Origin of the sequence: Streptomyces sp. NPDC051582, from assembly GCF_040681715.1 — a bacterium.
GTDB lineage: Bacteria > Actinomycetota > Actinomycetes > Streptomycetales > Streptomycetaceae > Streptomyces.
Map to the genome: position 1 here is coordinate 1 of NZ_JBFAZJ010000004.1, position 15,922 is coordinate 15,922.

General features: G+C 70.5%; 13 protein-coding genes. 7 read left to right on the forward strand and 6 right to left on the reverse strand.

All coding sequences use genetic code 11. The features are described 5' to 3' along the window. Window positions 1–106: 106 nt before the first annotated feature. Window positions 107–1,549: a CCA tRNA nucleotidyltransferase gene (locus tag AB0M92_RS07615; protein WP_366101174.1), complete on the reverse strand. Its 1,443-nt coding sequence runs from the start codon at window positions 1,547–1,549 to the stop codon at window positions 107–109. Between the two features lie 185 nt (window positions 1,550–1,734). On the opposite strand from AB0M92_RS07615, the gene AB0M92_RS07620 reads away from it, so the two are divergent. The 7 genes from AB0M92_RS07620 (at window position 1,735) to trxA (ending at window position 11,282) form a co-directional block, all read left to right on the forward strand. Beyond that, window positions 1,735–4,002, forward strand: a complete 2,268-nt coding sequence (locus tag AB0M92_RS07620; protein WP_366101175.1) for a DUF6049 family protein — start codon at window positions 1,735–1,737, stop codon at window positions 4,000–4,002. 46 nt (window positions 4,003–4,048) lie between these two features. Then, window positions 4,049–6,223 (forward strand): murein biosynthesis integral membrane protein MurJ, encoded by a 2,175-nt coding sequence (gene murJ, locus AB0M92_RS07625; protein WP_366101176.1) that lies wholly within the window; start codon window positions 4,049–4,051, stop codon window positions 6,221–6,223. Window positions 6,224–6,340: 117 nt separating this feature from the next. Beyond that, complete coding sequence (locus AB0M92_RS07630) at window positions 6,341–8,077, forward strand: protein kinase family protein (protein WP_366101177.1); 1,737 nt, start codon at window positions 6,341–6,343, stop codon at window positions 8,075–8,077. 101 nt (window positions 8,078–8,178) lie between these two features. Further along, the gene (sigM, locus tag AB0M92_RS07635) at window positions 8,179–8,880 is read left to right on the forward strand and encodes an RNA polymerase sigma factor SigM (protein ID WP_366101178.1); all 702 of its coding nucleotides are present in this window, start codon (window positions 8,179–8,181) and stop codon (window positions 8,878–8,880) included. Then, window positions 8,877–9,806: a zf-HC2 domain-containing protein gene (locus AB0M92_RS07640; protein ID WP_366101179.1), complete on the forward strand. Its 930-nt coding sequence runs from the start codon at window positions 8,877–8,879 to the stop codon at window positions 9,804–9,806. Before sigM ends, AB0M92_RS07640 begins: the two co-directional genes overlap by 4 nt. Before the next feature lie 125 nt (window positions 9,807–9,931). After that, the gene (trxB, locus tag AB0M92_RS07645) at window positions 9,932–10,891 is read left to right on the forward strand and encodes a thioredoxin-disulfide reductase (protein ID WP_366101180.1); all 960 of its coding nucleotides are present in this window, start codon (window positions 9,932–9,934) and stop codon (window positions 10,889–10,891) included. 55 nt (window positions 10,892–10,946) lie between these two features. Next, window positions 10,947–11,282 carry a thioredoxin gene (gene trxA, locus AB0M92_RS07650; RefSeq protein ID WP_366101181.1) on the forward strand — a complete coding sequence of 112 codons (336 nt, stop codon included), beginning with the start codon at window positions 10,947–10,949 and terminating at the stop codon, window positions 11,280–11,282. A gap of 85 nt (window positions 11,283–11,367) precedes the next feature. Here the strand turns inward: trxA and AB0M92_RS07655 are convergent, their stop codons facing one another. From AB0M92_RS07655 to AB0M92_RS07675, 5 genes are all read right to left on the reverse strand, one after another. Continuing rightward, the gene (locus AB0M92_RS07655) at window positions 11,368–11,985 is read right to left on the reverse strand and encodes a GNAT family N-acetyltransferase (protein ID WP_030857720.1); all 618 of its coding nucleotides are present in this window, start codon (window positions 11,983–11,985) and stop codon (window positions 11,368–11,370) included. Window positions 11,986–12,090: 105 nt separating this feature from the next. Further along, window positions 12,091–13,215: a ParB/RepB/Spo0J family partition protein gene (locus tag AB0M92_RS07660; protein WP_366101182.1), complete on the reverse strand. Its 1,125-nt coding sequence runs from the start codon at window positions 13,213–13,215 to the stop codon at window positions 12,091–12,093. Further along, window positions 13,212–14,297, reverse strand: coding sequence for a ParA family protein (locus AB0M92_RS07665; RefSeq protein WP_366101183.1), 1,086 nt, complete (start codon window positions 14,295–14,297; stop codon window positions 13,212–13,214). Before AB0M92_RS07665 ends, AB0M92_RS07660 begins: the two co-directional genes overlap by 4 nt. 246 nt (window positions 14,298–14,543) lie before the next feature. Further along, window positions 14,544–15,284, reverse strand: a complete 741-nt coding sequence (gene rsmG / locus AB0M92_RS07670; protein ID WP_037835282.1) for a 16S rRNA (guanine(527)-N(7))-methyltransferase RsmG — start codon at window positions 15,282–15,284, stop codon at window positions 14,544–14,546. Window positions 15,285–15,396: 112 nt separating this feature from the next. Then, window positions 15,397–15,909, reverse strand: a complete 513-nt coding sequence (locus tag AB0M92_RS07675; protein WP_366101184.1) for a R3H domain-containing nucleic acid-binding protein — start codon at window positions 15,907–15,909, stop codon at window positions 15,397–15,399. Window positions 15,910–15,922 lie beyond the last annotated feature (13 nt).

The window sequence follows — 15,922 nt, forward strand, 5'->3', positions numbered from 1 at the left end:
CCCAGTAGGCGGCGTGGGGGTCCGTCTGGCGGGTCTGACGGTCCTGCTCCTCGCCGTGGCGGAGGACTCGGCTCATGGGTGAAACATCGACCCCGCCGACCACGGTTCAGTCCTGCGCCGCCCACCATTCCTTGAGGGCGGTGACCGCGGCGTCACGCTCCATCGGGCCGTTCTCCAGCCTCAGCTCCAGCAGGAACGCGTAGGCCTTGCCGATCACCGGCCCCGGACCGACGCCCAGGACCTGCATGATCTCGTTGCCGTCCAGGTCGGGCCGGATGGCGTCGAGCTCCTCCTGCTCCTGAAGCTGCGCGATGCGCTCCTCCAGGCCGTCGTAGGTGCGGGAGAGGGCATTGGCCTTGCGCTTGTTGCGCGTGGTGCAGTCGGACCGGGTCAGCTTGTGCAGGCGGTCCAGGAGCGGGCCGGCGTCGCGCACGTAGCGGCGTACGGCGGAATCGGTCCACTCGCCGTCCCCGTAGCCGTGGAAGCGCAGGTGCAGCTCGACCAGCCGGGACACGTCCTTGACCATGTCGTTCGAGTACTTCAGCGCGGTCATGCGCTTCTTGGTCATCTTCGCGCCCACCACCTCGTGGTGGTGGAAGGAAACCCGGCCGTCGCTCTCGAACCGACGGGTGCGCGGCTTGCCGATGTCGTGGAGCAGGGCCGCTAGCCGCAGCACCAGGTCCGGGCCTTCGTGCTCCAGCGCGATGGCCTGCTCCAGCACGATCAGCGAGTGGTCGAAGACGTCCTTGTGCCGGTGGTGCTCGTCACTCTCCAGCCGCAGGGCGGGCAGCTCGGGCAGCACGTGGTCGGCCAGCCCGGTGTCCACCAGCAGGCCCAGGCCCTTGCGCGGGTGCGCGGACAGCAGCAGCTTGTTCAGCTCCCCCTGCACGCGCTCCGCCGAGACGATCTCGATCCGGTCCGACATGGCCTTCATCGCCGTCACGACCTCGGGGGCGACTTCGAAGTCGAGCTGGGCGGCGAAGCGCGCCGCACGCAGCATCCGCAGCGGGTCGTCGGAGAAGGAGGCCTCCGGGGTGCCGGGAGTGCGCAGGACGCCCGCCTGGAGGTCCTCCAGACCCCCGTGCGGGTCCACGAACTCCTTCTCCGGGAGGGCGACCGCCATCGCGTTCACGGTGAAGTCGCGGCGGACCAGGTCCTCCTCGATCGAGTCGCCGTAGGAGACCTCGGGCTTGCGCGAGGTGCGGTCGTAGGACTCCGAGCGGTACGTGGTCACCTCGATCTGGAAGCCGTTCTTCTGGGCTCCGACCGTGCCGAAGGCGATGCCGACGTCCCAGACCGAGTCGGCCCACGGCCGGACGATCTTCAGGACGTCCTCGGGGCGGGCGTCGGTGGTGAAGTCGAGGTCGTTGCCGAGACGCCCGAGCAGCGCATCGCGTACGGACCCGCCGACCAGGGCGAGGCGGAAGCCGGCCTGCTGGAACCGGCGGCCGAGCTCGTCGGCGACAGGGGCGACCCGCAGCAGTTCACTGACCGCGCGGAGCTGCACCTGACTCAGGGCACTGGGGTTGTCTTCGTTGGCGTTCGGCACAACAGAAAAGGGTACGTGCCCCGCCCGGCGAGGGCTTCCGCCTTTACGGCCGCCCCGGCATGCGGTGCCGGCGGCCCGGCGCCGATCATGTGGAGCAAGGCGCGGCACTCGCGCACAGCGGCTCTCGTTACCATGCGTGGACGCACAAACGACGACCACTGACACTTCGAGGGACGGGCTAGCGCGTGGCCGAGGCGGCAGACATCCAGGGGGCACCCCCCGCACCTGCCCGGCGCCGCTGGCTGCGGCGCGCAGTCGTCCTGCTCGCAGGGACCCCCGTGCTCGCCGCTCTGGTGTACTCGCCCGCCCCGCAGGCCGCGCAGGCCGCCGAGGCGGGCACCGTGGACGTGCAGCTGGACGGGATGGCCCCGACGGCCCCGGTCAAGGGCGACACGCTCACCATCTCCGGCAGCGTGGTCAACAACGGCCGCGAGACGATCACCGGCGCACACGTGGGCCTGCGGGTCGGGCCCGCCCTGGGCGACCGGGCGTCCATCGACGAGGCGGCGGAACGCGCCGGGTTCCGGGCCGGCACGGATCCCGGTGAGATCGACCCCGCGTTCGCCGTGAAGATCCCCTCCCTGCCGTCCAAGGTCAAGCAGGACTTCACTCTCACCGTCCCCGTGAACAAGCTGGAGCTGGACAAGGACGGCGTCTACCAGCTCGGCGTCTCCCTGTCCGGTGAGACCGAGAGCCGCCAGTACGAGCAGGTGCTGGGCATCAAGCGGACCTTCCTGCCCTGGCAGCCGGAGGCAGCCGCCAAGCGCTCCCAGCTCACGTACCTGTGGCCGCTGATCTCCACCACGCGTCTGACGGCGGAGACCGGCTCGGACGAGCTCCAGACACCCGTCTTCCTCGACGACTCCCTCGCCGATGAGCTCAAGCCCGGCGGCCGCCTCCAGCAGATGGTCGCCCTCGGCAAGGACCTGCCCGTCACCTGGGTCATCGACCCCGACCTGCTCTACACGGTCGACGCGATGACCAAGGGATACCGGTACCGCACACCGGACGGACGGATCGTCCAGGGCAAGAACAAGGCCGTCGCCGAGCAGTGGCTGAGCTCCCTGGAAACCGCGGTCCAGGGCAAGAAGATCGTCGCGCTGCCGTTCGCCGACCCCGACATCGCCTCCCTGGCCCACCAGGGCAAGGACGTCTCGGGCACGCTGGGCCAGCTGAGGCCCGCCACCGACAAGGCGAAGCAGGCGGTGGAGACCGTCCTGCACGTCACACCGTCCACCGATTTCTCCTGGCCCGTGAACGGCGCCATCGACCCGTCGATCGTCAACGTGGCGACGTCGGCGGGCGCCCACAACGTCCTGGCGCGCAGCGACAGCCTCCAGGAGACGGGTGCCCTCGGCTACACGCCCTCCGCGGCCCGTCCCATCGGCGCGGGCACCACCGCGGTCGTGGCCGACGCCGACCTGTCGACCGCCTTCGAGGGCGACATGCTGAACGCCGGGGACGCCACGCTGGCCGTGCAGCGCTTCCTGGCCCAGAGCCTCGCCCTGAACCTCCAGAAGACCGACAGCCAGCGCAGCTTCGTCGTCACCCCGCAGCGGATGCCGACCACCAGCCAGGCGCAGACGATGGCGGCCGCCGTACGAGGCTTGCAGGCGGGCCGCTGGAGCCAGCCGGCCGACCTCGACGCGGCAGCCGCGGCCAAGCCCGACCCTGGCGTCAACACCCAGGTCCCGGGCGCCGGCCAGTACCCCGAGGCACTGCGCAAGACGGAACTCCCGGTCTCCGCGTTCGAGAGGATCCGTGCCACCCAGAACACCCTGGACCACTTCAAGGTGATCCTCAGCGCGCCCGACCGCGTGGAGATCCCCTTCGGCAACACCACCAACCGCGAGATGTCCACCTCCTGGCGCGGCCGCCCGGATGAGGGCCGGCTCTACCGGGAGCAGGTGCAGGAGTACCTGATCGGTCTCACCGAGAAGGTCAAGGTCGTCCCCAAGTCCGACGCCACCTTGTCCGGGCACAGCGCGACCATCCCGGTCAGCGTCCAGAACAGCCTCGTCCAGGACGTCCACAACCTCGTCCTGCGGGTGAAGTCGGCCAACCCGACCCGCCTGATGTTCGGCGACAGCGGCCAGGCGGAGCAGGAGGTGACCGTCACGGGAGGACACAGCCAGACGGTCAAGTTCACCGCCAACGCCACCGCGAGCGGCCCCGTCGAGGTCACCGCGCAGCTCTTCACCACCGACGGCGTGCCCTACGGCAAAGCGCGCAAGTTCACCGTGGAGGCCACCGAGATCACTCCGACCGTCATGCTCGTCATCGCCGGCGGCGTCCTCCTTCTCGTCCTGGCGGGCATCAAGATGTACGCCAGCCGCAAGCGCGTCGCGGCCCGGGCGGCGGCCGAGGAGAGCACGCAGCCGAGTGACGGGACCCCGGACACCGGAGCGCAAAGCACCGGGCCGTCCGGCACGGGTGAGACAGTGGACCGTTGAGCGATGCCGTGGCCGGTCGGCCTGGGGACGATGAGGTGGGGTTTCGATGAACGCGCCGTACGACGGTGACCGCGCGCAGGGCACTGGTGGGCCCGCGCCCTACCAGGGCACTGCCCCGGGCACCCCGGTGGCCGGGCAGGTCCCCGCGCCTGCGCCCGCGCCGGACCGTGACCCGTACGTCGAGGATGCCTACGACTACGACCCGTACCGGTCCCAGGACCTGTCGGCCCAGGACCCCGTCGCCGAGGTCCTCTACGACCGGGCCTCGCACCCTCCGCCGCCCCCCGGTACCTACCAGGAGCCCGGCCCGCTCTACGCGGCCCCGCAGGCCCCCGCACACGCACCCGACCCGCACGTCTGGGCCCAGACCCCGCCGCCCGAGCCGGACGGGCCCTCACGGCACCTGCCCTACGGCGACCACGCGACGACCACCCAGTTCGTCGGGGTGGACTCCCTGGTCACCAAGGCGGCGGACGAGAAGCCCGAGCCCGACGCCTTCGCGCACCTCTACCGCGACCAGCAGGGCGCTCCCGGCACCCCCGTCGAGGACGCCCCCGTCGCCGCACCGGCTCCGAGCAAGCCCGCCGGCCGCGCCTCCAGCCTGCTCAAGTCCAGCGCCCTCATGGCCGCCGGCACGATCGTCTCCCGCATCACCGGCTTCCTGCGGACCCTCGTGATCGCCGGCGCCATCGGCGTCGGCACGTTCAACGACACGTACCAGATCGCCAACACCCTGCCGACGATGATCTACGTGCTGGTCGGCGGCGGTGCGCTCAACGCCGTCTTCATCCCGCAGCTGGTGCGGGCCATGAAGCAGGACGACGACGGGGGCGAGGCCTACGCCAACCGCCTCCTGACGCTCGTCGTCGTGCTGCTGGCGGCCATCACCACCATCTGCGTCCTCGCGGCGCCGGTGTTCATCACGATGATGTCGCCGAAGCTGGCGTCCGACCCCCAGCAGATGGACGTCGCGGTCGCCTTCGCCCGCTACTGCCTGCCGACCATGTTCTTCATGGGCGTGCACGTGGTCCTGGGTCAGATCCTCAACGCACGCGGCCGGTTCGGCGCGATGATGTGGACCCCCGTCCTCAACAACATCGTCGTCATCGCCACGTTCGGCGCATTCATCTGGGCCTTCGGCGGCTTCACCACCTCCGGTGTCAACGCGACCACCGTCACCGCCGAGGGTGTCCGCCTGCTGGGCCTCGGCACCCTGCTGGGCCTCACCGTCCAGGCCCTCGCGATGCTGCCCTACCTGCGCGACGCCGGCTTCCGGCCGCGCCTGCGCTTCGACTGGCGGGGCCACGGCCTCGGCAAGGCCGCCCGCCTGGCCAAGTGGACCTTCTTCTTCGTCCTGGCCAACCAGATCGGCCTCGTCGTCGTGACGCAGCTGGCCACCTGGGCCGGATCCGTCGCGGAGAAGCAGGGCCACCCCGGAACCGGCATCACGGCCTACAACTACGCGCTGCTGCTGTGGCAGATGCCGCAGGCGATCATCACCGTCTCCGTCATGACGGCCGTGCTGCCGCGCATCTCCCGCTCCGCCCACGACGGGGACGCCGCCGCCGTCCGCGACGACATCTCCTACGGGCTGCGCACCTCGGCCGTCGCGATCGTGCCCTGCGCCTTCGCGTTCCTCGCCCTCGGTGTCCCCATGGCCACGCTGCTGTACGCCGGTTCCGGATCCGGCGCCCAGAACATCGGCTACGTCCTGATGGCCTTCGGCCTCGGACTCATCCCGTACTCCGTCCAGTACGTCGTCCTGCGCGGGTTCTACGCCTACGAGGACACCCGGACGCCGTTCTACAACACCGTCATCGTCGCCGGCGTCAACGCGGGCGTCTCCACCGCCGCGTTCTTCGTGCTCCCCGCGCGCTGGGCCGTCGTCGGCATGGCCGCCGCGTACGGCCTCGGCTACACCGTCGGTGTCGGCGTCGCCTGGCGGCGCCTGCGCAACCGGCTGGGCGGCGACCTCGACGGCGCCCACGTGATGCGCACCTACGCCCGCCTCACCGGCGCCTGCGTCCCCGCGGCAGCCGTGGCGGGAGCGGCCGCCTACGCGGTCACCCAGTGGCTCGGCAGCGGAGTCACCGGCTCCCTCGCCGCGTTGGCCGCCGGCGGTGTCGCGCTGGCCGCCGTCTTCATCGTGGCGGCCAAGCGGATGCGCATCGAAGAGCTCAACGCCATGGTCGGAATGGTCCGTGGCCGTATGGGTCGCTGATGCGCACAACCGTCGGGGCCCTTCGCGTGTCGTGCATAGCGCCGGACTGTGGGCACAATTGGCATGGCTTCGCAGACTGGCCGACAGCGCGTAACGGATGGGGAGGCAGGAACGACGGTGGCGGAACGTAGCACGGCTGCCGTCGACGTGGCCGACAACGGCGGCAACGAGCCGCCGGCCGCAGATGCGGCGAAGGCCACGGCCGACGGGGTGGACACCCAGAACGGACGAGCCGCGGACGGACCCATGCCCGAAAAGGACGGCGAACGCAGAAAAGCGGCCCCTGCTGCCGCCCCCGAACTCCACAGCGGCCACAAGCTCGCCAGGCGCTACCGCCTCGAAGAGTGCGTCACCCGTCTGGACGGATTCAGCAGCTGGCGCGCCATGGACGAGAAGCTGCGCCGTGCCGTGGGCGTCCACCTGCTGCCCGCCGACCACCCCCGGGCCCGCGCCGTCCTGGCCGCCGCCCGCTCCTCCGCCCTGCTCGGCGACCCGCGGTTCGTTCACGTCCTCGACGCCGTCGAGGAGAACGACCTCGTCTACGTCGTCCACGAGTGGCTGCCCGACGCCACCGAGCTGACCGCGATCCTCGCGGCGGGCCCCCTGGAACCCCACGAGGCCTACCAGCTCGTCACCCAGGTCTCCCAGGCCATGGCCGCCGCGCACCGCGAGGGCCTGGCCCACCTGCGGCTGACGCCCAGCGCCATACTGCGCACGTCCACGGGCCAGTACCGCATCCGGGGGCTCGCCGTGAACGCCGCCTTGCGCGGCATCACCAGCGACACCCCGCAGCGCGCGGACACCGAGGCCATCGGCGCCCTCCTGTACGCCGCCCTGACCCAGCGCTGGCCCTACGAGGACGACGCGTACGGACTCACCGGCCTGCCGAAGGGCGTCGGCCTGATCGCACCCGACCAGGTCCGTGCCGGAGTCCACCGGGGACTGGGCGAGCTCGCCATGCGCGCCCTCGCCAACGACGGGGCCACCGCCTCCCGGCAGGAGCCGCCCTGCACCACCCCGGAAGAGCTGGCGAAGGCCGTCGCCGCGATGCCGCGCATCCGGCCGCCCGAGCCCGCTTTCACCGCTCCGCCCGAGTACCAGCACACCACCTACCAGCAGGGCAGCTACGGCCGTCCGCAGACGCACCCCGGCGCCCAGGGCGGCCACACGATGCCCGTCGTCGTGCCACCGCCCCCGCTGCAGAGCCGCACCGGTCGCGTCCTGAAGTGGGGCGTGGCCGCGCTTCTCATCGCCGCGCTGGGCCTGGGCAGCTGGCAGCTCGCCGACACGCTCCTGGAGCGCGTCAAGGGCGACACCGGCAGCAACGGCTCCAACCAGCAGCCCAAGGCCGGCGAAGCCTCCACCGAGGCCAAGCCGATCACCCCCGGAGGGCCCCTGCACATCGGCAATGCCACCACCTTCGGCAAGGAACCGATCAAGCCGGAGGACGCGAACAAGGCCGTCGACGGCAACGGCGACACCGGCTGGGTCACCAAGGTGTTCTACGGCTACGCCAACTTCGGCAACCTGGACAGCTACGACGACGGCAGCGGCATCGTCGTCGACCTCGGCAGCGTCCAGGACGTGGCCGGCCTCGACGTCGACATGTATGCGGCGGGGCAGAAGGTCGAGGTCCGGGCCGCGTCTCCGGAGGCCTCTTCGGCCCACTCCCTCTCGGACTTCTCCCACGAGGTCGTCAAGCTGACCACCGCGGGGAAGAACCTGAAGACCACCCTGGCGACCCCGCTGAAGACCCGATACCTGGTGATCCACATCACAGCGCTGCCCTCCGATTCGGGCGGCGGCTACCGGGGCGGCATCAACGAGATCAAGGTGCTCGGCACGGCCGAGTAGGACCGGACCGTCACCGATACGGGACCGCTGCGCCGACTGCGCGGCGGTCCCTCGTATTCGACCCGCCCGACCCGTACGCTCCGTTCCGGAGGGGAGGTGTGATGCAGTCACCAAGGGGAGACGAGCGGAGCGACCAGGAGCTGCTGGCGCTGCATGCCGCCGGTGATCCCGATGCCTTCGGGGAACTCGTACGACGCCACCGCGATCGGCTGTGGGCCGTGGCCCTGCGCACCCTCGGCGACCGCGAGGAAGCCGCCGACGCCGTGCAGGACGCCCTCGTCTCCGCCTACCGGGCCGCCCACACCTTCCGCGGTGAATCGGCCGTCACCACCTGGCTGCACCGCATCACCGTCAACGCCTGTCTCGACCGGGCCCGCAAGGCCGCCTCCCGCAAGACCTCGCCCCTCGACGACACGGAGCGCCTGGAGCGCCTCCTGGAGCCCCACGAGTCCGCCGAGGCACCCGCGGAGCGCCAGGACCTCCACCGGCAGCTCCTGGCCGCCCTCCGCACGCTCCCGGCCGAACAGCGGGCTGCTCTGGTCCTCGTCGACATGCAGGGATACCCCGTCGCCGAGGCCGCCCGCATCCTCGACGTCCCCACCGGCACCGTGAAGAGCCGGTGCGCGCGCGGCCGGGCGAAACTCCTTCCGATGCTCACTCATCTGCGCTCGAATGCCGGGGATAACACCGCCGCCGAGCGGGGAAGGAACCGGACGCCGGGGACACCCGTCCCACCAGCGGCAGGCTCCAGTCAGCCGGCCCCAGACACAGACACGGTGAAGGGTGGAGGTGGACGAACGTGACTCCCGCAACCGGCACGATCCGGCACCCTGACGTCTCGGAGATCTCCGACCTGGCCGAAGGACTCCTCTCCCCGGTCCGGACCGCCGAAATGCGCCGCCACCTGGGCGACTGCCCCCTGTGCGCCGACGTGCTCGCTTCCCTGGAGGAGATCCGGGGGCTCCTCGGCACCCTGCCGGGGCCGCCCCGGATGCCCTCCGACATCGCCGGGCGCATCGACGCGGCCCTCGCCGCCGAAGCCCTCCTCGACTCCACCGCCCCCCGCGCGGAGAACGCCCCGCCCTCCGATGTTTCACGTGAAACATCGCCTGCCGCTCCCTCGGGTCCGGACGCCCGGCGGCCCGCCGGTCACCCGTCCGGAGCAACCGGTCCCGGGCGCCGGCGCGCGCGCCGCCGGATCGCCGTCATCGCCGGCCTGGCCGGAGCGGCCGCCTGCGCCCTGGGCGTCTTCCTCGCGGGCGACCTGATCGGAACCGGCTCCCCGGACACCGCCGCCCGCAGGTCCGCGACGAGCGCCACAGCCGAGGCGCCGACCGACGGCACGTACACCGCGCAAGGCCTCCAGGACAACGTGCACCGGCTCATGGCCGCCGGACCGGGCGCCAAGACCGTCCCGAAGGAGGAACAGCCGAACACCACGTACGGATTGGAGAACACCACGCCGTCCCCGAAGCTCGCCCCCGGTGACGGCAACCGCACGACCGCCTCCTCCGTGCCGGCTTGCGTCCAGAACGCCACGGGTCGCCCCGACAGCCCGCTCGCAGCCGAACGGGGCAGCTACCAGGGCACCGAGGTCTACCTCCTCGTCCTGCCGCACCCCGGCGACTCCGCCCGTGTGGACGCCTACCTCGTGAACGCCGCGTGCACGAGCACCCCGTCGACCACCCCCGACAAACCATTGCTGACCAGGACATATCCTCGAAGCTGACACCTTCGCGTCCGCGAGGGAGCGGGCGGGGAATGCATGCGCCGTAGGATCCGTTGGGTGGGGTGAGACAACACACCGGCCCCTTCGGCAGCAGCGTGCAGTCCACAGAGACGAGGAAGAAACCCGTGAGCGACGTACGAAACGTGATCATCATCGGTTCCGGGCCGGCCGGCTACACCGCCGCCCTGTACACCGCACGCGCTTCGCTCAAGCCGCTGGTCTTCGAGGGCGCGGTCACGGCTGGTGGCGCGCTGATGAACACCACCGAGGTCGAGAACTTCCCCGGCTTCCAGGACGGCATCATGGGTCCGGACCTCATGGACAACATGCGCGGCCAGGCCGAGCGCTTCGGCGCCGAGCTCGTCCCCGACGATGTCGTGTCCGTGGACCTCACCGGTGACATCAAGACCGTCACCGACACCGCCGGCACCGTGCACCGCGCGAAGGCAGTGATCGTGACCACCGGTTCCCAGCACCGCAAGCTCGGGCTCCCCAACGAGGACGCCCTCTCCGGCCGTGGTGTCTCGTGGTGCGCCACCTGTGACGGGTTCTTCTTCAAGGACCAGGACATCGCCGTCGTCGGCGGTGGCGACACCGCGATCGAGGAGGCCACCTTCCTCTCCCGCTTCGCCAAGTCCGTGACCATCGTGCACCGCCGTGACAGCCTGCGTGCCTCCAAGGCCATGCAGGACCGCGCCTTCGCCGACCCGAAGATCAAGTTCGCCTGGGACAGCGAGGTCGCCGAGATCCACGGCGAGCAGAAGCTCTCCGGCCTCACCCTGCGCAACACCAAGACCGGTGAGACCTCCGAGCTGCCGGTGACCGGCCTCTTCATCGCCGTCGGCCACGACCCGCGCACCGAGCTGTTCAAGGACCAGCTGGAGCTCGACGGGGAGGGCTACCTCAAGGTCGAGGCCCCCTCGACGCGCACCAACCTCACCGGCGTGTTCGGTGCCGGAGACGTCGTGGACCACACGTACCGTCAGGCCATCACCGCTGCGGGCACCGGCTGCTCCGCGGCCCTGGACGCCGAGCGCTTCCTCTCCGCCCTCGCGGACGCCGAGAAGGCGCACGCGACGGTCTGACCCCTCGCCTACCCTCACCACCTCACACCCCGCAGGAAAGAACTAGGAGGCCGCAGTGGCCCTCAAGAGCGTGACCGACGCCGACTTCGACGCAGAGGTCCTCAACAGCGACAAGCCCGTACTGGTGGACTTCTGGGCCGAGTGGTGCGGCCCGTGCCGCCAGATCGCGCCGTCCCTGGAGGCCATCGCGGCCGAGTACGGCGACGAGATCGAGATCGTCAAGCTGAACATCGACCAGAACCCGGGGACGGCCGCGCGCTACGGCGTCATGTCCATCCCCACCCTGAACGTCTACCAGGGTGGCGAGGTCGTCAAGACCATCGTCGGTGCCAAGCCGAAGGCCGCCATCCTGCGTGACCTCTCCGACTTCGTTCAGGCCAAGTCCGTCTGACGGTCGCAACCGCCACCCCGGCGGCAGCCGGGATGTTTCACGTGAAACGGGGCCGCCCCCTTTGAGGGGCGGCCCCGTTCGCACGTCACAGCGGGCGCAGCGCGGGCTCCTTGCGTGCTGCACCGAGCAGCCGGTCCAGCGCCAGCTCCACGTCTTCCTTCCACGAGAGCGTCGAGCGCATCTCCAGCCGCAGGCGCGGGTGCACAGGATGCGGCCGCACCGTCTTGAAGCCCACGGCCAGCAGATGGTCCGCCGGCAGCAGACAGGCCGGGCCCTCCCAGCGCGCGTCCCCGAACGCCTCGATCGCCCGGAACCCGCGGCGCAGCAGGTCCTTGGCCACCGTCTGGACCATCACCCGCCCCAGGCCCTGACCCTGATAGCCCGGCATGATCCACGCCGTGATCAGCTGCACCGCGTCCGGGGACACCGGACTCGTCGGAAACGAAGCGGCCCGCGGTACGTACGCCGGCGGCGCGTACAGCACGAATCCCACCGGGATCTCGTCCACGTAGACCACGCGGCCGCACGAGCCCCACTCCAGCAGGACGGCGGAGATCCACGCCTCCTTCTCCAGCGCCGGAGTCCCCGCCTTCACCGCGGCCTCACCGCTGACGGGATCCAACTCCCAGAAGACACAGGACCGGCAACGCCGAGGCAGGTCCTGAAGGTTGTCCAACGTGAGTGGTACCAACCGACGCCCCATGAGCGCATCGTATCGACAGCCCGAATCGGGCGAAACCGCTACAAGGCAAAGGGGCGGACCGCGCCGGTTCACACCGGCACGATCCGCCCCTCGGCGGCCGGGGACTCACTCCCCGGACAGACCCTGCTCCAGCACCCGGCCCTCGCCCGGCGCCAGCGTCCCCAGAATCCGCTCCAGATCCTCCATCGAGGCGAACTCGACGGTGATCTTGCCCTTCTTCTGCCCCAGATCCACCTTCACGCGCGTCTCGAACCGGTCCGACAGCCGCGTCGCCAGTTCGCTGAGCGCCGGAGCCACCCGGGCACCGGCCCGCGGGCCCTTCGGCTTCACGGGTCCCTCGGGCTCCGAGCCCATCAGCGAGACGATCTCCTCGACCGCACGCACCGAGAGGCCCTCGGCCACGATCCGGTGCGCCAGCTTGTCCTGTGCCTCGGAGTGCTCCACCGACAACAGGGCACGCGCGTGACCGGCGGACAGCACACCCGCGGCCACCCGGCGCTGGACCGGCGGCGACAGCTTCAGCAGGCGCAGCGTGTTGGACACCTGCGGACGTGAACGCCCGATCCGGTCCGCCAGCTGGTCGTGCGTGCAGTTGAAGTCCTGGAGCAGCTGGTCGTACGCGGCCGCCTCCTCCAGGGGATTCAGCTGCGCCCGGTGCAGGTTCTCCAGCAGCGCGTCCAGCAGCAGCTTCTCGTCGTCCGTCGCCCGGATGATCGCCGGAATGCGCTCCAGCCCGGCTTCCCGGCAGGCCCTCCAGCGACGCTCACCCATGATCAGCTCGTAGCGGCCGGGAACGGACTGCCGCACCACCACCGGCTGGAGCAGGCCCACCTCCTGGATGGAGGTCACCAGTTCCGCCAGCGCGTCCTCGTCGAACACCTCACGGGGCTGGCGCGGGTTCGGCGTGATCGAGTCCATCGGAAGCTCGGCGAAGGTCGCCCCTGCCACCACATTGGCCTCGGGTTCCACCGCTTCCCGCTCATCCGCCACGGCGACCGCGGTCTTCGCGGCAAGCGATTCCCCAGCCACCGCCGGGGGTGCCCCCAGTGAACCATCGGCCTGCGCCAGCGAAGCCAGCTTCGCCGCCGCGACCCCACGCTCCGAAGGCAACGTCGGCACCGCCGACGGAGACGTCGAACCGGCACCGATCACCGGCGGCGTCTTCTCCTGCGGAGCGGCGGGGATCAGCGCGCCGAGCCCCCGCCCCAGACCCCTACGTCGCTCACTCACTGGATCCCCTCCGCCACACTCTGCGTGCTGTTCATGCCCGCGCCCAGATGGGCGTGCTGGGCGTCGTACGAAATTCCGGCCCCCCGCAGCGCGATCTCACGCGCCGCTTCCAGATAGGAGAGAGAACCACTCGAACCCGGATCGTAGGTGAGCACCGTCTGGCCGTAACTCGGCGCCTCGGAAATGCGCACCGAACGCGGGATGCTCGTGCGCAGCACCTCCTTGCCGAAGTGGGTGCGCACCTCCTCCGCCACCTGCGAGGCCAGCCGGGTCCTGCCGTCGTACATCGTCAGCAGGATCGTCGACACGTGCAGTGTCGGGTTCAGGTGGGCCCGTACCAGGTCGACATTGCGCAGCAGCTGGCCCAGGCCTTCCAGTGCGTAGTACTCGCACTGGATCGGGATCAGCACCTCTGCGCCGGCCACCAGCGCGTTCACCGTCAGCAGTCCCAGCGAGGGCGGGCAGTCGATCAGGATGTAGTCCAGCGGCTGCTCGTAGGCCTGGATGGCCCGCTGGAGCCGGCTCTCGCGAGCCACCAGGGATACCAGCTCGATCTCCGCACCCGCCAGGTCGATCGTGGCCGGGGCACAGAAGAGCCCTTCCACATCCACCACCGGCTGGACGACCTCCAGGAGCGGCCGGCTGTCCACGAGCACGTCGTAGATCGAGGGCACATCCGCGTGGTGGTCGATACCCAGGGCCGTGGACGCGTTGCCCTGGGGGTCGAGGTCGACCACCAGGACGCGCGCACCGTGCAGGGCCAGGGAGGCCGCCAGGTTCACGGTCGTCGTGGTCTTGCCCACGCCGCCCTTTTGGTTGGCGACCACGATGACCCGGGTCTGCGCCGGGCGGGGAAGCCCCTCGCCGGCCCGTCCCAGGGCCTCGACCGCCATCTGGGCAGCACGGCCGATGGGCGTCTCGTTGTCTACAAGGGGCGACGATGTTTCACGTGAAACATCGTCCCCCGCTGATTCAGAGCGGGGACCGGGGACCGGGTCGGCCATCGGCCCCGCGAGGTTGGCGTCGGACCGCACGGTGTCACTCTCCTCGGCATCAGGCTCGCGATGAACAGAGCCTGCCATGACACCCGGGTCGCGAACCAGCGGGGCCCGTACTCCTGTGGATGAATCCACCGTTGTGGACAACTCCGTCCCCCCTTCGCCCTTACGGTGCCGAGGGGAGGCGGCCGCACGGCCGCGGCTGATGATTCCGTGCAGCAGAGAGCGACGTTTCACGTGAAACACGATGCCCGGACAGTGCCCGGACAGGGTCTTCGGGCCGCTACGACACTCCGAAATCCATACCTATAGGGCTCAACGCCCCGGAAATCAGCGACGCCGACGGGTCCGGCTGGTACGAGCGGCCTTAGCCCGCTTGGCCGCGAACCTCACCCCACCGGGGCTTTCTCCGACCTCTACCCGGACGACCGTGGACAGGGGATCCACCACGCCCTCACCCACCTGGAGCACCGAGGTCTTCACCACACCCAGCTTCGCCAGCGCGGTCTTCGCCGCCACCAGCTCCTCCTCGGCGGTGTCGCCCTTGAGCGCCAGCATCTCCCCGTACGGGCGCAGCAAGGGCACGCCCCAGCCCGCCAGCCGGTCCAGCGGTGCCACGGCCCGCGCCGTCACCACGTGTACCGGCTGCACCTTGCCGAGCATCTCCTCGGCCCGGCCCCGCACCACCGTGACGTGGTCCAGGCCCAGCAGCTCCACGGCCTCCTGGAGGAAGGTCGTCCGCCGCAGCAGCGGCTCCAGCAACGTGATCTTCAGATCGCGCCGCACCAGAGCCAGCGGAATGCCGGGCAGGCCGGCGCCCGAGCCGACATCGCAGACGGTGACGCCCTCGGGCACCACCTCCGAGAGCACCGCACAGTTCAGCAGGTGCCGCTCCCACAAGCGCGGCACCTCACGCGGGCCGATCAGGCCGCGCTTGACCCCCGCGTCCGCCAGCAGCTCCGCATACCGCACAGCTTCCGGGAAAAACTCGCCGAACACCGCGCGCGCCTCTTCAGGCGCCGGGGGAAGCTCCGCTGCCTCCGTCACGGGGACCGTCCTTCCGTACCGCATGGATCGTTGAAAACGCACTGCTCGAACTGGCATCGCCCAGGCCGGCACTGCCAGGCTGACAAACATCGGCCCCGCCTGCGACACAGACGGGGCCGAACACTCAGGCTTGCGGTCAGGCGGGGAGCACGACGACGAAGCGCTGCGGCTCCTCGCCCTCCGACTCGCTCTTCAGACCGGCAGCCGCCACGGCGTCGTGGACGACCTTGCGCTCGAAGGGCGTCATCGGAGCCAGCTTCAGCGGCTCACCGGACGCCTTCACGTCAGCCGCCGCCTGGGCACCGAGGACCGCCAGCTCCTCGCGCTTCTTCGCACGGAAGCCCGCGATGTCCAGCATCAGACGGCTGCGGTCCCCGGTCTCACGGTGCACGGCGAGGCGAGTCAGCTCCTGGAGAGCCTCCAGGACCTCACCGTCGCGCCCCACGAGCTTCTGGAGATCGCGGCCGGCCGAGTCACTGACGATCGATACCGCGGCCCGGTCGGCCTCGACATCCATGTCGATGTCCCCGTCCAGGTCGGCGATGTCCAGCAGACCCTCAAGGTAGTCGGCCGCGATCTCACCCTCCTGCTCAAGGCGGGTCAGGGTGTCGCCACTCTCAGCGGCGGCGGTGGTGGTGCCTTCCGTCACGGGAGGGACTCCT

Bases quoted from the DNA above. Each gene is read 5' to 3' on its own strand.
- murJ (WP_366101176.1), top strand. From the start codon at position 4,049: ATGAACGCGCCGTACGACGGTGACCGCGCGCAGGGCACTGGTGGGCCC.
- AB0M92_RS07665 (WP_366101183.1), bottom strand. From the start codon at position 14,297: ATGGCAGGCTCTGTTCATCGCGAGCCTGATGCCGAGGAGAGTGACACC.
- sigM (WP_366101178.1), top strand. From the start codon at position 8,179: ATGCAGTCACCAAGGGGAGACGAGCGGAGCGACCAGGAGCTGCTGGCG.
- rsmG (WP_037835282.1), bottom strand. From the start codon at position 15,284: ATGCGGTACGGAAGGACGGTCCCCGTGACGGAGGCAGCGGAGCTTCCC.
- AB0M92_RS07655 (WP_030857720.1), bottom strand. From the start codon at position 11,985: ATGGGGCGTCGGTTGGTACCACTCACGTTGGACAACCTTCAGGACCTG.